Origin of the sequence: Nocardia sp. (assembly GCF_025465275.1) — a bacterium.
GTDB lineage: Bacteria > Actinomycetota > Actinomycetes > Mycobacteriales > Mycobacteriaceae > Nocardia.
In genome coordinates this window covers 1-16,482 of sequence record NZ_JAODNK010000054.1, presented here as the reverse complement: position 1 = coordinate 16,482, position 16,482 = coordinate 1, and the positions used below count along the sequence as shown (strand labels likewise).

Here is a 16,482-nt window from a genome sequence, read left to right as displayed (position 1 = left end):
CGAGTAGCTGGGTGAAGCCGTCATTGATCTCGAGGACCGTGAGATCGGCGTCGGCAACGAAGAATCCGTCCTGCATCGCATTGACAAGGGCTGTGCGCCAGGCGGATTCGTGATTGCGCAGGCGCGCGAGCTTCAGGTTCGAGCGCACCCGGGCCAGCAGATCGGTGGAGGAGAACGGTTTGGTCAGATAGTCGTCCGCACCGGCCGCCAAGCCTTCGGCGGCGGCTTCCTCACCGGCCCGCGCGGACAGGAACACCACGGGTGTCCCGGCGGTGACGGGGTCGGCGCGCAGCGCGCGCAGCAGGCCGAACCCATTCAGGCCGGGCATCATGACGTCGGCGAGGACCAGGTCGGGACGCAGCTCCCGGGCCTGCCGCAGTGCTTCATTGCCGTCGGCGGCCACGGTGACGGTGTACGTGGGCTCGAGCAGGCCCGCCAGATACATCCGGAGATCGGCATTGTCCTCGGCGACGAGCACCGTATCGCCGTCGGACGGGTTGCGCGCCGAGGGAGTGTCTTCGCTCCCGGAATCGGGTGACCGCCACTGCAGAGCCTCGGCGACGTAATCGTCGACAACGCCGTGGGTGGGCGTCGAGCGGGCGGGAGTTTCGGTGAAGCGGGCGGGGACACGGACGGTGAAAACGCTGCCCTTACCGGCCTCGCTCGCGACTTCGGCGTAGCCGTCGTGCAGCTGAGCCAGTTCCTGAACCAGGGCCAGCCCGATACCGGAGCCCTCGTGCGAGCGTCCGTGCGTGCCGCGCACCTGCCGGAATCGCTCGAAAATATGCGGGAGGTCGGCGGGCGGTATGCCCACGCCGGTGTCGCGTACTTCCAGTTCCACGATGTCGTCGACAATCCGCAGACTGACCTGGATTTCGCCCGCCAAGGTGAATTTCACCGCATTGGACAGCAGGTTCAGCACGATCCGCTCCCAGAGCGCCGGATCGATCAGCACCGCTCGATGACCGGCCGGGCAGTCGATGACGAACTCGAGTCCCGCCCGGTTCAGCGCCGGCGCGAACGATTCCGCGATCCCGCGTGTGAGCGCGTCTACGTCGACCGCGATCGGTTCGCAGATCAGGCGGCCGTCCTCGATCCGGCTGAAATCCAGCAGGGTGTCGACCATGCGCCGCAAGCGTCCCGCATTGCGCCGGATGATTTCCACTCGGTCGCGCTGTGCGGGCAGCAGCGGAAACCGGACATCGCTGAGCGCGTCCTGGGCAGGTCCGGTGATCAATGCCAGCGGTGTCCGCAATTCGTGGCTGACGCCGGTGAAGAACTGGGTTTTCGCGCGATCGAGTTCCGCCAGTTCCTCGGTGCGGCGCACCTGCTCGGCCTGCGCCTCGGCGTCGGCTATCGCATTCGCCAGGTGACCGGCCGCGAGGTTGAGGAATCCGCGGTAGGCCTCGTCGAACAGCAGATCCGGGCTGACACCGAAGACCACCACACCCCGTGGTCGCTCGAGCGCTGTGGCGGCGAGCGGCAGGGCTACCGTGGTATAGGAGATATTGCCCTGTGCCGCAACAGCATCCGGTGTCTGCCTGATGCTCGTGTGCGGGATGCCGGTGGTGGCGGTCTGCCAGATCCAGCCGGTGTCGGTGTGCGCGGAGATCATGTCCGGCAGCGGGCTGGTGATCGACGAGTCCGATCCGAAGGAAGCGATGATGCCGGCTCGCTCGCCGTCCGCGCCGAGCAGGTAGATGGCGCCGAACGGCACGTCCTCCCGGTGCGCGTCGAGCACCGTCGCGGCCGCGAGGCAGGCCTCGCCCACATCGGCGACCTGCGCCGAACGGGCCTCGCCCAGCTCGCGCAGCGTTTGCAGGCGACGTGTGCCGAGCACCTGCGCGGTGGTCTCGGTGACCACGGTGAGCACCCCGCCCACCCCGCCGCCCGCAATGCGAATCGGGCTGTAGGCGAAGGTGAAATAGACCGATTCGTCGAAGCCGTGCCGAGTCAGCACCATCGGCAGGTCCTGGTGGTATGTGGATTCGCCGCGGTTGATGACATTGCCGATCATGTCGCCGACCACCGGCCACGCATCGGACCAGACCTCGGCGCACGGTTGCCCGAGCGCGGGATGTTTGGCGCCGAGGATCGGGACGAAGGCATCGTTGTAGATCATGGCCAGTTCCGGCCCCCACATGATCATCATGGGAAACGGGCAGTTCATGCAGGCGCCGGCAATGGTGCGCAATTCCTGACGCCAGTCCTCGACCGGGCCCAGCGCCGTCGCTGACCAGTCGGCATCCACCAGTAATCGATTGAGCGGACTACCGCCGTCGATCGCGAGCAATTCGGCGGGAAATAGCGGACCGTCGCCGGAGGAGGAATCGCCCGCAAGACCAACCACCGCGGCGTCCTCTCTCTTCGTTCTGACTGCCCGTTTCGTCCGGTCCACGGCCTGAGCGATAGCTTGCCACGCTATCAGTGCGGGTCAGCGGAGAACGGCCGCCGCTGCCTCGCACTAGGATTCGATCTCGTCGAGGAACTGGCGCGGGCCTGCGGCGGTGGCTCCGAGTGCCTCGATACGTGCACGCAGTCCGCGGTCGGCGGTGACAACGGTGATGGACCTGCGGTTTCCGGCGTTCGCGACCACATCGACGATAGCGTCGTCGCCCGAGCCCGCTGCCAGCACCAGCCGCAGGCCGCCGAATTCCGGATCCTGCTCACCGGTCACCGCGGACTTGGCACCGCCTTCGAGCACGACAACGACCTCCGAGGGCAAGCGCTTGCGGGCCGCGGCGAGCTGGAGCAGCAATCGCCGTGCCGCACCGGCACGATCGCGCCACCAGCCGTCGGGCCTGGAACCGACGACGTTCGCCGCGTCGACCACGAGCAGGGGAACGCCGCCGATCGCGGCCAATGCGGTGGCAGCGATTTCACTTGGCGGAGGCCCGATTTCGATCGTGATGATTTCTTCGTCGGCGGTGGGGGTTTCGAGGGTGTCGAGTTGGGAGTCCAGCAGGCCGGGCGGCATGAAATGGTCCGTGCGGGTCGCGAGACGGTGTTCGAGCCGGTCACGGGAACCGGACAGGTACATGAAAGTGAGGACACCTTCGGGATGGTCGATCATGCTGTGGCGCAGAATGTCTCGATACGAGCGCTTCAGCGCGGAGCAGGTGACTATGCCGGATCGTCCCGAGGCTATCTGGCCGGACATCCACTGCGAGATGGCCTCCAGCCACGGCCGCCGATCGTCGTCGGTAAGCGGTTGGCCCGCCGCCATTTTCGCGATATTCGCCGCCGGGTGCAGGTCGTCGCCCTCCAAGAAGTCCCAGCCCAGCGCGACCGCGAGCGCGCCACCGAGGGTGGATTTCCCCGATCCGGAGACGCCTATGACGACCACGATCCGCGGCCGCGCCCTGTCACCGATTGCCATGAACCCTCCTATTCCCGATGTCACGTCAACAGTGGCGTATCTCTCCGCGAGTGTTTCATTCGGCCCTATCCGGCAATTGCAGATGGGACCGGCCGGATCGAGCAGACCGGTCAGCCTAGGAAGGGACATCGATATGAGTGGGACCGACAAGGCCAAGAACAAGGTCGATGACATCGCTGGCCAGGCCAAGGAAAAGTTCGGCCAGGCGACCGGCGACAAGGAAACTCAGCACGAAGGCAAGGCCGACCAGATCAAGTCGAACCTCAAGGATGCGGGCGAGAAGGTTAAGGACGCCTTCCGCGACTGATCATCGCTGTAAAGCGCGGCCTGAGGGCTGCTGAAGACCTACGAATTGCAGTGGTCCCGCCCGGAAATCCGGGCGGGACCACTGGCGTCAAATTCGGAAAATATCGGAAACTTCGAAAATTTGCTGGTGCCACCGGTGTCACCGGCGGCGGTGCCTGTTTCAGGCCTGCGACGGTGCCGAGGTGGCCCCGTCGGGATACATCACCTGCTCCCACCAAAGTTCCAAGGGGCTCGGCTCGGGCCAGCTGACATCGGCTCGAGTGCCGGTGTCAGCTACCTGCCCTCTTCCCTGGATCCCACGTGCGGTCGGCATGTCTCTTCTCACTTCTAGCCATCTCCTGCGTTGTGCGCATGACGTTCGCGCCGGACAGTCGGGCAAGACGGGACTTCCCCTTTCTATCACTTCGAAACAAATCGGGAGATTCCAAAGCTGTTGCGAAATGCCGTTTCGACGGCGTCCTCCCGGGTATAGCGGCTGGTGGGAGCGCCGCACCCAGAGGTGGGTAATCCGAAGAAACGGAGACCGGAAATGAGAACTTACGCCAACGATGACTTGCGATACCGTGGTCGCAGCCGCTCGGCAATTTCCAGTGTTGTCACACTTGTGCTGTTCGTGTGGCTGATCATCGGCGCTGTCGCTGCGGGACAGCGGCACTACTACGACAATGCGCCGACGAACTGCGCGAGCACCGGCACTATCGCCGTGACCATCATCGCCGGTCCGCTGAATTATCTCGGCATGAACCCGAAGGTCGAGAACTGCCATGTCGATGTGCCGCAACCGAGCCAGTGAGATGGCCTCGCGCTGAACGTAGTTCGCTGAGCCGCGGCCGACCTGCCAGGTCGGCCGCACTCGGAATCAGGGCTTGTCGGTCCAGAGCAGACGATTGTGGGAAAGGGGAGAACTCACCCCTTCCCACCCTCAACATATAGCGCACCCGGGGGCTTGCGGCAAGACCCCGGTACTGCTGCAGAATCGCTGGCCGAAGCCAGTGACTGCGAATATGGGGAGCGAAATGCGTGTGACTGACACCGACGTGATCATCGTGGGCGCCGGTCCGGCCGGTCTGATGCTGGCCGGTGAGCTGGGCCTGGCAGGGGTGCGGCCGGTGGCGCTGGAGCGGCACGCGGAGCCCCGGGACACCCCGAAGGCCAGCGGAATCGGCGGGCAGATCCTGCACCTGCTGCGCTACCGAGGCATGCTGGATCGATTCGAAGCAGCTGGCAGTGATCCCCACCCGCCGCCCCGATTCCCGTTCGGCGGAATGCATGTGGACCTCCGGCACCTGGTGGATCCGCCGATGCAGGCGGTGGCGATCGCGCAGGTGGACACCGAGCGCGTACTCGCCGAACGCGCCGCCGAACTCGGCGCCGATATCCGCCGCGGGCATGACGTGGTCGGGGTCAGCCAGGACGAGGCCGCGGTGACCGTGGACGTGCGCGGGCCGGACGGAACGTACCGGGTGACCGCTCGATACCTGGTGGGTTGCGACGGCGGTCGCAGCCGAATTCGCGACTTGGCGGGAATCCCGTTCCCCGGCACCACATATCCCGAGGTCAACAGGGTCGGTCACGTTGCGGTGCCGGATTCGGTGATCGTATTCGACAATGGCGATATCGAGGCCCCGGGACTGGGCAGAATCCGCGCCGGTTTCACCCGGACAGACCGCGGCGTATTCGCGTACGCGGTCACCCGCGACGGCATGTTCCTCTCGACCACCGAGGACGAGTCCGCCGAATACGACGACGACCAGCCGATGACCCTGACGGAACTAGGGGACAGTGTGCGCCGCGTGCTCGGTGCCGATCTCCCGCTGGGTGACCCGATCCGATTGTCGCGCTTCACCTTCAAGGATCGGCAGGCGCAGCGGTACCGCGACGGGCGGATTCTGCTGGCCGGCGACGCGGCGCACCTGCTGCCCGCCACCGGTGTCTCGCTCAACCTCGGCATGCTCGATTCGGTGAACCTCGCCTGGAAGCTGGCCGCGGACATGCACGGCTGGGCGCCGACCGGGCTCCTGGACACCTATCACGACGAACGCCACTTCGCCGGCGCACGTGCACTGCTCCAGACTCGAGCCCAGGTTGCGCTGCGGCGCGGTGATGACCCTGCCGCAGAAGCACTTCGGGAAGTCTTCCAAGAACTGCTTGTCGACGAATCGGCACTACGCCGAGTGGGGGCCCTGATCGCCGGTGCCGACATCCGCTACCCGCAACCCGGCTCAAACGATCGCACCTTGGCCGGCACTTTCGCCCCCGACCTCGCATTACGCACCGACGAGGGCGCATCCAGCGTCGCCGAGCTCATGCGCACCGCCCGCCCGGTCTTCCTCGACCTCGCCGATCGCCCGGACCTCCGCGAGATCGCCCGGGACTGGCAGCACCGCATCGACATCATCTCTGCCACAACCGATCACCGACCGGCCGACGCGTTACTGATCCGCCCGGACGCCCACATCGCCTGGGCCGCAACCATTGACGAACCCGCAGATACCGTCACGTCCGCACTGCGAGAAGCACTCACAGTCTGGTTCGGCGCCCCCGTGAAGTCGACAGTGCCGAACATCCGGTAACCCGTTGGGGTCGGAGCGCCACCCCGGAGTTCCCCTCTCCTGCAGGAGAAACAATCTCGGCCAAGAACTGTTGGCGGCAAACGCCGAGAAGCCTCCGCCCTCAGTTCCTGGACGATGTCAGTCTCGGTCGACGAGGTGCCGGAGGTAGCGGTTCGGGTCGGCCAGGAAGTCTCTGGTCAGGCGGACCGGGAGGGCTTCGTCGTAGGTGACGGTGTTGATGTCGCCGGTTTCGGAGATCTCGTAAATTGTCGCGCCGGGTAGGGCCAGCAGGATCGGTGAGTGGGTGGAGATCACCAGTTGGCACTGCTGGGCTACCAGGTCCGACAGCATTGCGAGTACTGCCATGCAGGCTCGGGGTGAGAGTGCGGCCTCGGGCTCGTCCAGTAGGTACAGGCCGTTCGGATAGAAACGATGTCGCATGAGGTCCACGAAGGATTCGCCGTGGGAGCGCTGGTGCGGCGAGACTCCGCCGAAGACTGCCAACTGCTCTGGGCCGAGGGCCTCGGTTTCGGTGGCCACGTTGTAGTACGACTCGGCGCGTAAGAAGAAGCGGCTTCGCGGCTTGCGGGGACTCCAGCTGAGTACGAGGTGCTCGCCGAGTACGGACTCGGTCGAGCGGGTCGTGAAGCGGTAGTTCTGGCTGCCGCCTTCCGGATTCATTCCGGCGGCTACGGCCATCGCTTCTACCAGTGTCGACTTACCACTGCCGTTCTCGCCGACGAAGAATGTCACGCCGGGCGCCAGGGTCAGACCGCCGGCCTGGCCGAGGTACTGCACCGCGGGGAGGGAGAACGGGTATTCGTCCGGGTCGGTGCCACGTTCGAGCCGCATTGCGCGGAGGTATCCACCACCGGTCTGTGCGCCTGCCATGTCCGGAACTGTCTCACATGCAGCCGACAGTTCGGCGTTCGTCAGGCCGCGAAGGCGTGGGTGTCCGCCAGGTTGCGGAGCGGTTCGCGGCCGACGGTCCGGCGCAGCTCGGGCAAGGGCAGCGTGCCGGTGGCGATGGCGCGGCGCACTCGCCACACGCCCTGCAGATCCTTGCGAGCGGTATCGATGATGTCGACACGGCTGTCGGGATCGTCGATCCAGTCGACGGGGACCTCATGGATCCGCAGCCGCGCCCGTTCGGCGATGACGAGCAGTTCGGTATCGAAGAACCATTCACCGTCGCACACCAGCGGCAGCACCTGCCGGGCGATATCGGTGCGGATCGCTTTGAACCCGCACTGCGCGTCCGAGAACCGCGCTCGCAGCGCGGCTTTCAGAATCAGGTTGTAGCAGCGGGAGATGAACTCCCGCTTCGGCCCGCGCACCACCCGGGACTTCCGATGCAGCCGCGTGCCGATGGCAAGATCGGAGTGCCCGGAGACCAGCGGAGCGACCAAGGGCAGCAACGCATTCAGATCGGTCGACAGGTCGACATCCATATAGGCGACAACCTCGGCGTTCGAGGCGAGCCACGCCGTCCGCAGCGCCCGCCCGCGCCCCTTGGCGTCGAGGTGAATGACACGAACATTCTCGAACTCATCCGAAAGCCGCTGTGCGACCTGCAATGTCGAGTCCGTGCTCGCATTGTCGGCGATGGTGATTCGCGCCGAGAACGGAAACCCTTTGTCCAGGTGAGTCAGCAGCCGATGCACGCATTCGGCCACACCGCGCTCCTCGTTGTAGACGGGGATGACGATATCGAGGACCGGGGCGGCAATCGTCTGTGCGATGCGCGTCGGGGCGATCAGCAGCTGTGTCATACCGACTACATTCGGCCACCCACCTACAGCAGTGCTGCGTCGTGGCTGCCAGATTCCTGTGACTGCGGTGGGATTCTGCGCATTTCCAGCAGATCGAGGCCTCGATTTCGGTCGGGACGCCGTAGCGGGCGGAACAATCGGGGCGGCGGCTGTATCAGACGAATGCGCTCAGTCCGGTGATGGCGCGGCCCACGATGAGGGTGTTCATTTCGCGGGTGCCCTCGTAGGAGTAGATGGCTTCGGCGTCGGCGACGAAGCGGCCGACATTGTGCTCCAGCAGGATTCCGTTGCCGCCCATCAATTCCCGTGCCCAGCCGACGGTTTCGCGCATGCGGACTGTGCACCAGGCTTTGGCGAGCGAGGAGTGGCGGTCCTCGGCGCGGCCCTGGTCCTGCAGCTGGGACAGGCGTGCGCACAGCGCCCAGGACGAGGTGATATTGCCCAGCATGCGCACCAGCAGATCCTGTACCAGCTGGAATCCGCCGATGGGGCGGCCGAATTGCTCGCGTTCCAGGGCGTATTGCAGGGCGTTCTCGTAGGCGCCGCGGGCGCAGCCGACCGCCATCCAGGCCACGCCCGCGCGCGTCATGCGCAGCACGGCGGCCGTATCGCGGAAGGAATCGGCGTGCTGCAGCCGATCGGCCTCGGGCACCCGGACATCGGTGAGGGTGATGAGCGCGTTCTGCACCACCCGCAGCGCGATCTTGTCCTCCAGCTTCTCGGTGTGGAACCCGGGCCTGTTATTGGCGACCACAAAACCCTTGACCTGGCCGTCGGCGACATCCTTGGCCCAGATGACGGTGAGATCGCCGAAGGTGGCGTTGCCGATCCACTTCTTGTCCCCGTTGAGCACCCAGGTATCCCCCTCGCGCCGCGCGGTGGTGCGCAGACCGCCGGACGCCCCGGACCCGACCTCCGGTTCGGTCAGCCCGAAGGCGCCGATCGTCTCCAGCCGCGCCATAGCGGGCAGGAACCGTTCGCGCTGGGTATCGTCACCGCACAGGTAGATCGAGCCCATGGACAGCCCGCCGTGCACGCCGGCGAAGGTGGCGATGGACGGATCGGTGCGGGCCAGCTCCATCGCGACCATGCCGTCGAGCAGGAAAGACCTTCCCGGACAACCGAATCCCTGATACGGCAGTCCCGCGATCCCGAGTTGCCGCAAGCCCGGCACGATCTCGAACGGGAAGCTCCCGCGCTGCCAGTGCTGGTTGATGATCGGCTCCACCTCGGTCTTCATGAATTCCCGGACCCGGTGCAGGACTTTCGCTTCGCTGTCGTCGAGCAGGTCTTCGAGGGCGTAGAAGTCGGCGCTGTCGATGGCGGGGGAGGTGCTCATGGCCGTTAGTTTCTCTCGGTGCGGAAGTCTTCGATGACCGGGGCCAGCGCACCGGCATTGGTGATCAGGTCGACGTGCCCGCCCGCATGCAGGTGCACGGTCGCATGCGGCAGCAACCGGCCCATGATGCGGGCATTGACCACCGGAATGATCGGATCGTCGGTGCCGGCCAGGATCAGCGTGGGCTGGCGGATGAGCGGCAGTGCGAACAGGCTCGTCCACACCGATCCGGCCAGCAGTTGATGCAGATAGCCGATGCGCGATCCGGCCATCAACTGCCGGTCGAACAGCTGCTCGACAATGGCGGCGTCATGGCGGACGGTGCCGCCGTAGAGTTCGCCCGCAATGCCCGCGGCGTATCGGTGATCCAGGAAGCGGCGTGGGGTCAGCATTTTCAGCAGTGCCGGCGGCCGCCCCGGAACCATGAGCACACCGGTGCCGGTGGAGACCAGAACGAGCAGGCGGCACCGGCGCGGATGCTGGAAGGCGTACTGCTGGGCCAGCGCACCGCCCCAGGACAGGCCGAGCACGTCGACCTGCCCGTTGATGCCGAGTTTGCGCAAGACTTCCCGAAGCACTGCGGCGAGGTACGGAAACCCGTACGGCAGTGGTGAATTCGGTGATCCACCGGAGCCGGGCACATCGAACCGCACCACCGTGGTCTCCGGATCCAGCGCGGCGACAAACGGATCGAAGACCTCCAGCGCGGCCCCGATGCCATTGCACAGCACCAGCGGAACGCCGGAGCCCCAGCGCACGCTCACTCGGATCTGTTGTCCGAGTACGGCGAGCAGTCGCTCCTCGGCGGCATCGGCGGGCACCGGCGCGCTCACGGCTCCACCTCGCTGGCGCTCGGCTCCACCGTGCGCGCGGCGCGCTGTGCCCATGGTTCGCTCGCAAGCTCGCTCACGGGTAGAGCACCACGACGTCGGCGACGCAGGCCGGGCGGGTACCGCCGTCGATCTCGTAGGTGAGACCGAACACCGCCTCCACCCCGGATGTCTTCTGCTGCGCGGCATTCAGCGTCACCACCGCCCGAATCTTCGAACCCACCGGCACGGGTGCGGGGAAGCGCACCTTGTTCAGGCCGTAGTTCAACGCCGCGGTGAGCTCACGGATCTCGAGCACATCGGAGATGACCACCGGTGCGAGCGAGAGCGTGAGATACCCGTGCGCGATGGTCCCGTGGAACGGCCCGGCGGCCGCCCGCTGCGGATCGGTATGAATCCATTGCTGATCGCCGGTGGCCTCGGCGAACCGATCGACCTGCGGCTGGGTGATCTCCATCCACTCGGTGGTGCCGAGCTGCTGTCCGGCGAGCCCGATGAGATCGGCCGGAGTATCGAGTTGTGTTGTCATGGCGGACCTTTCAGTGTGCGAGCACGTATTTTCCGGGAGCGGGCTGCAAGGGCGGCAGCTCAGCAGTTCCGAGGGCGGCGGGCGCATCCCTGCGCGGTCCGCTGCGGTCGGCGAGCCAGAGTGCGAAGTCGGGCCACCACGAACCCGATTGCGGCGGTGCGGCTTCGACCCATGCGCCCGGATCGGCGATGTCCGCCTCCCCGATGCGGTAGGCGGCCTTGGGATTCCCCGGCGGATTGACCAGTGCGGCAATATGGCCGCTGGTGGACAGGACGAACCGCAGATCCTTGCTGCCCAGCAGGCGAGCGCTGCGATAGCAGGCCTGCCACGGCGAGATGTGATCGGCCAGCCCGGCGACCACATAACTGTCGACGGTGATCTTGGACAGATCGACGGGTGTGCCGAGCATGCTCACCGAATTCGGGACGGTCAGCGAATTGTGCACGCCCAGCATGACCATGTCGCGGTGCAGTGTCGCCGCCATCCGGGTGGTATCGGCATTCCAGAACAGCACATCGAACGCCGCCGGCGCGCGGCCCTGCAGGTAGTTGTTGACCCAGTACCGCCACACCAGATCGGTGGGCCGCAGCCAGGCGAACACCTCGGCGAGCGCGCGGCCGTCGAGGTAACCCTTGCGCGCCGAGACCGCGATGGCCATCTTGGCGGTCTCCTCATCGATGGCGGCCGCGGCGAATCCGGCGTGGCTCTGATCCAGCACGGTCACCATGAGCGTCAGCCCGGCCAGCCGGTGATCCTGGCCGATCTCGGTGAGGTGCGCCGCGGTCATGGCCGCGAGAATGCCGCCGGAGCACGACGCCTGCAGATGCGTGCGTTCGCAGCCGGTGATCCGCTCGACGGCGTCCAGCGCGTCGATAATGGCCTGCCCATAGGTATCGAATCCCCAATCCCGTTGCGCGGCATTCGGATTCCGCCATGAGATGGCGAACACTTGCTGGCCCTGGGAAAGGAAGTACTCGATCATGCTGCGACCGGGCGCGATATCCATGACGTAGTACTTGTTGATCACCGGCGGCACCATGAGCAGCGGAATGGTGCGCACCTGCTCGGTCTGCGGCGTGTACTGGATCAGCTCGAAGACCTCGGTGCGCAGCACCACCGATCCCGGTGTGGCGGCGACATTCACCCCGAGGGTGAACGCGTCCGCCTCGACCATGGCGGGAACCCGTGGCGCACTGGCCATATCACCGGCGAAGTGCCGCAGCCCGCGCACCGCGCTGAGTCCGCCGGTATCGATCAGCGCCTTCCACCCCAGTGGATTGAGCAGCGGATTATTGCTCGGCGACAGACCTTCCAGCACATTGTCGACCACGAACCGCATCCACTCGTCGTCACGCCAGTCCAGATGTGCGTCGGACAGCAGGCTCTCGGCGGTGTCGCCGGCCGCCAGGTACGCCTGCATACTGCGCTTCAGCAGCGCATTGCCCTGCCAGGCCGGATCGGCAAACCGCTTGTCCGCCTTGGCCGGAGCCCGCTCCGACCGCCCGCGTGCGATATCCACCAGTTCCTGTCCCAGGTGTGACACTCGCCCGCCGACCGCGCGGGGGCGGCGGGCCAACTGCACGGCCAACCGGCTCCAGGAATTATTGGGCAGCATGCGGCGGCCGATGCCGATGGCCGAACTGGTCAGCAGCAGATCCAGCGGTGCGGCCAGTTCGTCCGCGTGGTCGGAATTCGTCACCATGTGCTCACTTCTCCTGGAATTCGGGAAATTCGGGTTGCTGCACCGCGCGGCGCAGGATCTTGCCGGTTGGGATGGCAGAACAGCAATTCGCCGGTGGCACGCAGCGAGCCGTCGTTCTGCACCCAGACCCGGAAGGTCTCGAACAGCACCTCCCGCTCCTCATCGGCCAGTTCGTCGAAGGAATCGAACAGGGGCGCAACAAGTTTGGTGGTCACCTCGGGTGCACTCACGGCGGCGCTGCCGAGTATCGAGCTGTCGAAGACCGATACGAGTTCACCTGATTCCCCGCGCCCGCGCAGGGCGATGCGCGCATAGCGCAGCCCTTGGGCGGTATCGCGGAGATCATCGAAGCGGGGGCTCACCCCCACCCGCGCGGTCGCGGCGCGGGACAGTAGGGCCAGCGCATTCGTCAATTGCGTCTCTGCCCGGAAGCTCACAATGCCGATATGTTGCTCCGGCAGCAGCCACCAGGCCGAGAAGACGTCGAGGCTGCGCAGTTTGAACTCGATCTCCGGTAGCGCCACGACTCCGAGCGCCGGAGCCTGGGCCGCGACCACCACGAACGGGCCTGCGGAGGGGAGCCGCAGATGATCGGCGGCCTCCCGCACACTCCACTCGTCGAACAGTCGGCCGTGCAGCAACTCGTCGATGAGCTGATCGGTGGGGCAGGCCGGTGCACCCGCCGTGGTGCCGATCTCCGAGGGTGTCGGGCCGCTGTTCATGGCCAGAAAGGTAGGCCGCTCGCGACCGATTGCCATTGTCTCGCGGGGACGAAGAACCGGCCGGTCATTGTCCGCGGCGCGATCAGGCCGGATGCGCCCGCAGCACCGCCTTGCCGTACCAGTGGCACACCAGCAGTGCGACCTCGACGTCGAGCCGGTCTTGGGTGATCGGCCGCTCGCGGCGCGCGACGGCCCGGCCGACGCGGTACTTCACGGAGTTGAAATGCAGATCCAGCTCGCCGGCCGCCGCCTTGAAACTCGAACCCGTGCGCAGGAATACGCGCAGGGTCTCGCGCAGCCGCTCGTCGTTCTCGGTATCCGAGGCCAGGTCTCCGAGCACCTCGCACACCCAGTCGCGGGTCTCGGCAAGATCGCCGCCGAGCAGCGCCGCGGTCGACAGACCCGGATCCGAGGCGGCCAGAATCGGATTCGGCAGATCGCGGACGAGCGCCACCGCCTGGGCGCGCTCGGCGTGGCGGTGCGAGGCGCGGAATCCGTCGATTCCGGACCCGGCCGGGCCGATTGCGATACCGGGCGATCCGGGCTGAGCCAGCGCATAGGACCGGATGCGCGGGGCTAGGTCGCGGGGATCTGAGCGATAAGGCAGCCATGCCCAGCAGCAGACCGGATCGGTGGCGACGAACAGCGGCGCCGCCTCGGTGTCCAGCGCCTGGGCGAGCTCGCGGACGAACTGCTGCAGCCGCGGGATCTCATCGTCCTCGGCTTCGGGATACCACAGCACCAGAGCGACATGATGCCAGCGCAGCGGATACCGGATTGTCGTGGATGTCGCGTCGGCGTCGACAGCTTTGCGGGTGGTCAGCAGTTCGCGGATGCGTAATGCGCGCAGGCTGTTCCGATTCTCCAGCCAGCGCTCACGCTCATCGTCGTAGATGACGATGACCTGCTCGGTGATCCGGTCGATGTAGTCGAAGAGAATTCCGGTGATCCGCTCGATGGCGGTGACCCGGTCGTCCGCCGGGATGGCCATCTCGTGCAGTTCGGCGAAGACCATCTCGGTCAGGCGGCGTTGCCCGAGACGATAGGCACGCACCAGGGCATTGGACGGAATCCCCTGCTGTGCAAGGCGTCTGGCATATTCGACGGCGGCCCCCGGCGCCTGGATGCGCTCGACGGGGATATCGTGGCGCAGGGCGTGCAGCAGGGTCTCGACATTGGCCTCGACGCTCGCGCCGAGCAGATCCGCCGTGCGGGGGTCACCGCGAAGATCGGCGATATCCTCCTCCAGCGCGGTGCGAATGGCCGCACTGACCTGGGTCACCCGCGCATTCATCCGCGCGGCGATCGATTCCACATAGCGGTCCACCGCGACGTCGCTGTCGCGCCGCGCAATCGTCACCCCTCCACGGTAGATCCGTCTCGCGACCGTGGTTGCGGATTCGCCGGGACGGCTCTTGTCCTCCCGAGACAACGGCGGGTGCGAACTTCGTTCACGGACGACGGTGGCACGGGGACCTGGGATTTCTACCGTTAGCGCCATCGTTTCCCCTCCCCGCAAGGACATGCTCATGAATCTCTCGGCACTGCCGGACCGCAGAGCCGCCGTCCGCCCGGACGGTCCGGCCCTCACCGACGACGGCATCGCACTGAACAACACGCGCTTCCTCGAGGCCGTTCGGCGTGCCGCGGCCACCCTGCGCGGTTACGGCGTCGGGACCGGTGACGTGGTCGCGGTCATGCTGCCGAACACCGCTGATCTGGTGATCGCGCTCTTCGCCGCGTGGCGATTGGGTGCGGCGGTCACGCCGGTGAATCCCGCGCTCGTCGCCGCCGAGGTCGGCTATCAGGTGGCCGATGCCGGAGCGAAAGTCTTGATCACCGACCGGGCGTTCGACGGTCCGGTGCGCGCGGTGGTACCGGTCCGGGAACTGCGTGCGGGCCGGATCGACGCGGACGTCCCGGTCGAGGCGAGCGCGGACGCCTTGGCCCTGCTCATCTACACCAGCGGAACCACCGGACGGCCCAAGGGCGTCATGCTCGATCACGCCAATCTGCTGGCCATGTGCGACATGGTGATCGACGCGCTCGCGCTGACCGAGACCGATCACAGCCTGCTGATCCTGCCCCTGTTCCATGTCAATGGGATCGTGGTCGGGGTGCTGTCACCGCTGCTGGCGGGCGGGCGCACCACAGTCGCGGGACGCTTCGACGCGGCAACGTTCTTCGGCAGCATCGAAAGTACCCGCGCTACTTACTTCTCCGCAGTTCCCACCATTTACACCATGCTGGCCAATCTGCCGGCGGAGGTTCGCCCCGACACGTCCTCGGTCCGATTCGGGATCTGCGGGGCGGCACCGGCGAGCGTCGAGTTGCTCGCCAAATTCCAAGACCGGTACGGCATTCCGATCGTCGAGGGCTACGGGCTGTCCGAGGGAACCTGCGCCAGCACCCTCAATCCGGTTGCCGGACAGCGGAAGCCGGGCACGGTCGGCCTACCGCTGCCTGGCCAGCGCATCCGCATCCTGGGCGCCGATGGGGGTGATGCGCCTGCAGGGGAGAGCGGCGAGGTGCTGATCGCCGGCCCGAATATCATGCGCGGCTACCTCAACCGGCCGGAATCGACCGCCACCACGATCGTAGACGGCTGGCTGCACACCGGCGATATCGGCCGCTTCGACGAGGACGGCTATCTCGTCCTGGTGGATCGGGCCAAGGACATGATCATTCGCGGCGGCGAGAACATCTACCCCAAGGAGATCGAGACCGTCGTCTATCAGCTGCCGGACATTGCCGAGGCGGCGGTGGTCGGCAGGCCCGATCCGGTCTACGGCGAGCAGCCGATCCTGTTCGTCGCCCTCACCGGCGGTTCGGCCTTGGACGCCACCGCGATTCGCGAGCACGCCCGCACCTGCCTGGCGAAATACAAACTGCCCGTGTCGATCCGAATTCTCGGCGAGCTGCCCAAGAATGCCGTCGGCAAGATCGACAAACCCGCGCTGCGTCTGCTCGACGCCGAGACGCACTGAACCCCCACCCTTTTCCCCGGACAGGAGCACCATCATGGGATTCATCAGCCCCGATCTTCCCGCCGTCGAGCCGGAGGTCTTCCTGCGGCTGCCGCTCATGGAGCGCATGCGGATACTCGCGGTCAACTGGGCCGAACACGGCTTCGGTTCACCGCGCATGGTGCATACGATCTACATTCTGAAACTGATCGTGCTGTACGTACTCGGCGGCATTGTGGTCGCCACCACCACCTCGCATCTGCCCGCCTTCTGGCATGTCGGGCAGTGGTGGAACCAGCCCATCGTCTACCAGAAGGCGATCCTGTGGACCGTCCTGCTGGAGACCATCGGCATTGCCGGCTCGTGGGGGCCGTTGGCGGGCAAG

At 66.2% G+C, this 16,482-nt stretch carries 14 protein-coding genes and 1 pseudogene; 5 read left to right on the top strand and 10 right to left on the bottom strand.

From position 1 onward, the window contains the following. On the bottom strand, nt 1-2,350 hold a 2,350-nt coding region (locus JWN03_RS12335), incomplete at its 3' end, for an ATP-binding response regulator (protein WP_297613865.1). A gap of 114 nt (nt 2,351-2,464) precedes the next feature. Beyond that, nucleotides 2,465-3,379, bottom strand: coding sequence for an NYN domain-containing protein (locus tag JWN03_RS45470; RefSeq protein WP_366914390.1), 915 nt, complete (start codon nt 3,377-3,379; stop codon nt 2,465-2,467). Between the two features lie 133 nt (nt 3,380-3,512). On the opposite strand from JWN03_RS45470, the gene JWN03_RS12320 reads away from it, so the two are divergent. The 3 genes from JWN03_RS12320 to JWN03_RS12310 all read left to right on the top strand — a co-directional run bounded on the left by JWN03_RS12320 (nt 3,513) and on the right by JWN03_RS12310 (nt 6,258). Next, the gene (locus JWN03_RS12320; protein ID WP_297613864.1) at nt 3,513-3,686 is read left to right on the top strand and encodes a CsbD family protein; all 174 of its coding nucleotides are present in this window, start codon (nt 3,513-3,515) and stop codon (nt 3,684-3,686) included. Nucleotides 3,687-4,268: 582 nt separating this feature from the next. After that, nucleotides 4,269-4,478 carry a hypothetical protein gene (locus JWN03_RS12315; protein WP_441342974.1) on the top strand — a complete coding sequence of 70 codons (210 nt, stop codon included), beginning with the start codon at nt 4,269-4,271 and terminating at the stop codon, nt 4,476-4,478. A gap of 229 nt (nt 4,479-4,707) precedes the next feature. Further along, nucleotides 4,708-6,258 carry an FAD-dependent monooxygenase gene (locus JWN03_RS12310; RefSeq protein WP_297613862.1) on the top strand — a complete coding sequence of 517 codons (1,551 nt, stop codon included), beginning with the start codon at nt 4,708-4,710 and terminating at the stop codon, nt 6,256-6,258. 117 nt (nt 6,259-6,375) lie between these two features. On the opposite strand, the gene JWN03_RS12305 is transcribed toward JWN03_RS12310, so the two are convergent. The 8 genes and pseudogenes from JWN03_RS12305 to JWN03_RS12270 all read right to left on the bottom strand — a co-directional run bounded on the left by JWN03_RS12305 (nt 6,376) and on the right by JWN03_RS12270 (nt 14,491). Further along, complete coding sequence (locus tag JWN03_RS12305; RefSeq protein WP_297613861.1) at nt 6,376-7,128, bottom strand: AAA family ATPase; 753 nt, start codon at nt 7,126-7,128, stop codon at nt 6,376-6,378. 77 nt (nt 7,129-7,205) lie between these two features. Continuing rightward, a pseudogene (locus JWN03_RS12300) lies at nt 7,206-8,009 on the bottom strand (dolichyl-phosphate beta-glucosyltransferase); the annotation flags it as partial. A gap of 154 nt (nt 8,010-8,163) precedes the next feature. Then, the gene (locus JWN03_RS12295; RefSeq protein WP_297613860.1) at nt 8,164-9,348 is read right to left on the bottom strand and encodes an acyl-CoA dehydrogenase family protein; all 1,185 of its coding nucleotides are present in this window, start codon (nt 9,346-9,348) and stop codon (nt 8,164-8,166) included. Between the two features lie 5 nt (nt 9,349-9,353). Then, complete coding sequence (locus JWN03_RS12290; protein ID WP_297613859.1) at nt 9,354-10,181, bottom strand: alpha/beta fold hydrolase; 828 nt, start codon at nt 10,179-10,181, stop codon at nt 9,354-9,356. Nucleotides 10,182-10,254: 73 nt separating this feature from the next. Beyond that, entirely contained in the window at nt 10,255-10,707 is a 453-nt protein-coding gene (locus tag JWN03_RS12285) for a MaoC family dehydratase (protein ID WP_297613858.1), read from the bottom strand. Nucleotides 10,708-10,717: 10 nt separating this feature from the next. After that, nucleotides 10,718-12,409 (bottom strand): PHA/PHB synthase family protein, encoded by a 1,692-nt coding sequence (locus tag JWN03_RS12280; protein WP_297613857.1) that lies wholly within the window; start codon nt 12,407-12,409, stop codon nt 10,718-10,720. Further along, entirely contained in the window at nt 12,403-13,131 is a 729-nt protein-coding gene (locus tag JWN03_RS12275; protein ID WP_297613856.1) for a hypothetical protein, read from the bottom strand. Before JWN03_RS12275 ends, JWN03_RS12280 begins: the two co-directional genes overlap by 7 nt. 82 nt (nt 13,132-13,213) lie before the next feature. Next, nucleotides 13,214-14,491: a PucR family transcriptional regulator gene (locus JWN03_RS12270; protein WP_297613855.1), complete on the bottom strand. Its 1,278-nt coding sequence runs from the start codon at nt 14,489-14,491 to the stop codon at nt 13,214-13,216. Between the two features lie 169 nt (nt 14,492-14,660). Between JWN03_RS12270 and JWN03_RS12265 the strand changes: the two genes are divergently transcribed. After that, a complete protein-coding gene (locus JWN03_RS12265; RefSeq protein ID WP_297613854.1) occupies nt 14,661-16,118 on the top strand; it encodes a class I adenylate-forming enzyme family protein in 1,458 nt (485 codons plus the stop codon). Between the two features lie 34 nt (nt 16,119-16,152). Next, nucleotides 16,153-16,482: DUF3556 domain-containing protein (locus JWN03_RS12260; protein ID WP_297613853.1), on the top strand; the 330-nt coding region annotated here is incomplete at its 3' end.

Excerpts from the sequence above, each read along its gene's own strand:
- JWN03_RS12275 (WP_297613856.1), bottom strand. The coding sequence starts at position 13,131 with ATGAACAGCGGCCCGACACCCTCGGAGATCGGCACCACGGCGGGTGCA.
- JWN03_RS12295 (WP_297613860.1), bottom strand. The coding sequence starts at position 9,348 with ATGAGCACCTCCCCCGCCATCGACAGCGCCGACTTCTACGCCCTCGAA.
- JWN03_RS45470 (WP_366914390.1), bottom strand. The coding sequence starts at position 3,379 with ATGGCAATCGGTGACAGGGCGCGGCCGCGGATCGTGGTCGTCATAGGC.
- JWN03_RS12285 (WP_297613858.1), bottom strand. The coding sequence starts at position 10,707 with ATGACAACACAACTCGATACTCCGGCCGATCTCATCGGGCTCGCCGGA.
- JWN03_RS12280 (WP_297613857.1), bottom strand. The coding sequence starts at position 12,409 with ATGGTGACGAATTCCGACCACGCGGACGAACTGGCCGCACCGCTGGAT.
- JWN03_RS12265 (WP_297613854.1), top strand. The coding sequence starts at position 14,661 with ATGAATCTCTCGGCACTGCCGGACCGCAGAGCCGCCGTCCGCCCGGAC.
- JWN03_RS12305 (WP_297613861.1), bottom strand. The coding sequence starts at position 7,128 with ATGGCAGGCGCACAGACCGGTGGTGGATACCTCCGCGCAATGCGGCTC.
- JWN03_RS12320 (WP_297613864.1), top strand. The coding sequence starts at position 3,513 with ATGAGTGGGACCGACAAGGCCAAGAACAAGGTCGATGACATCGCTGGC.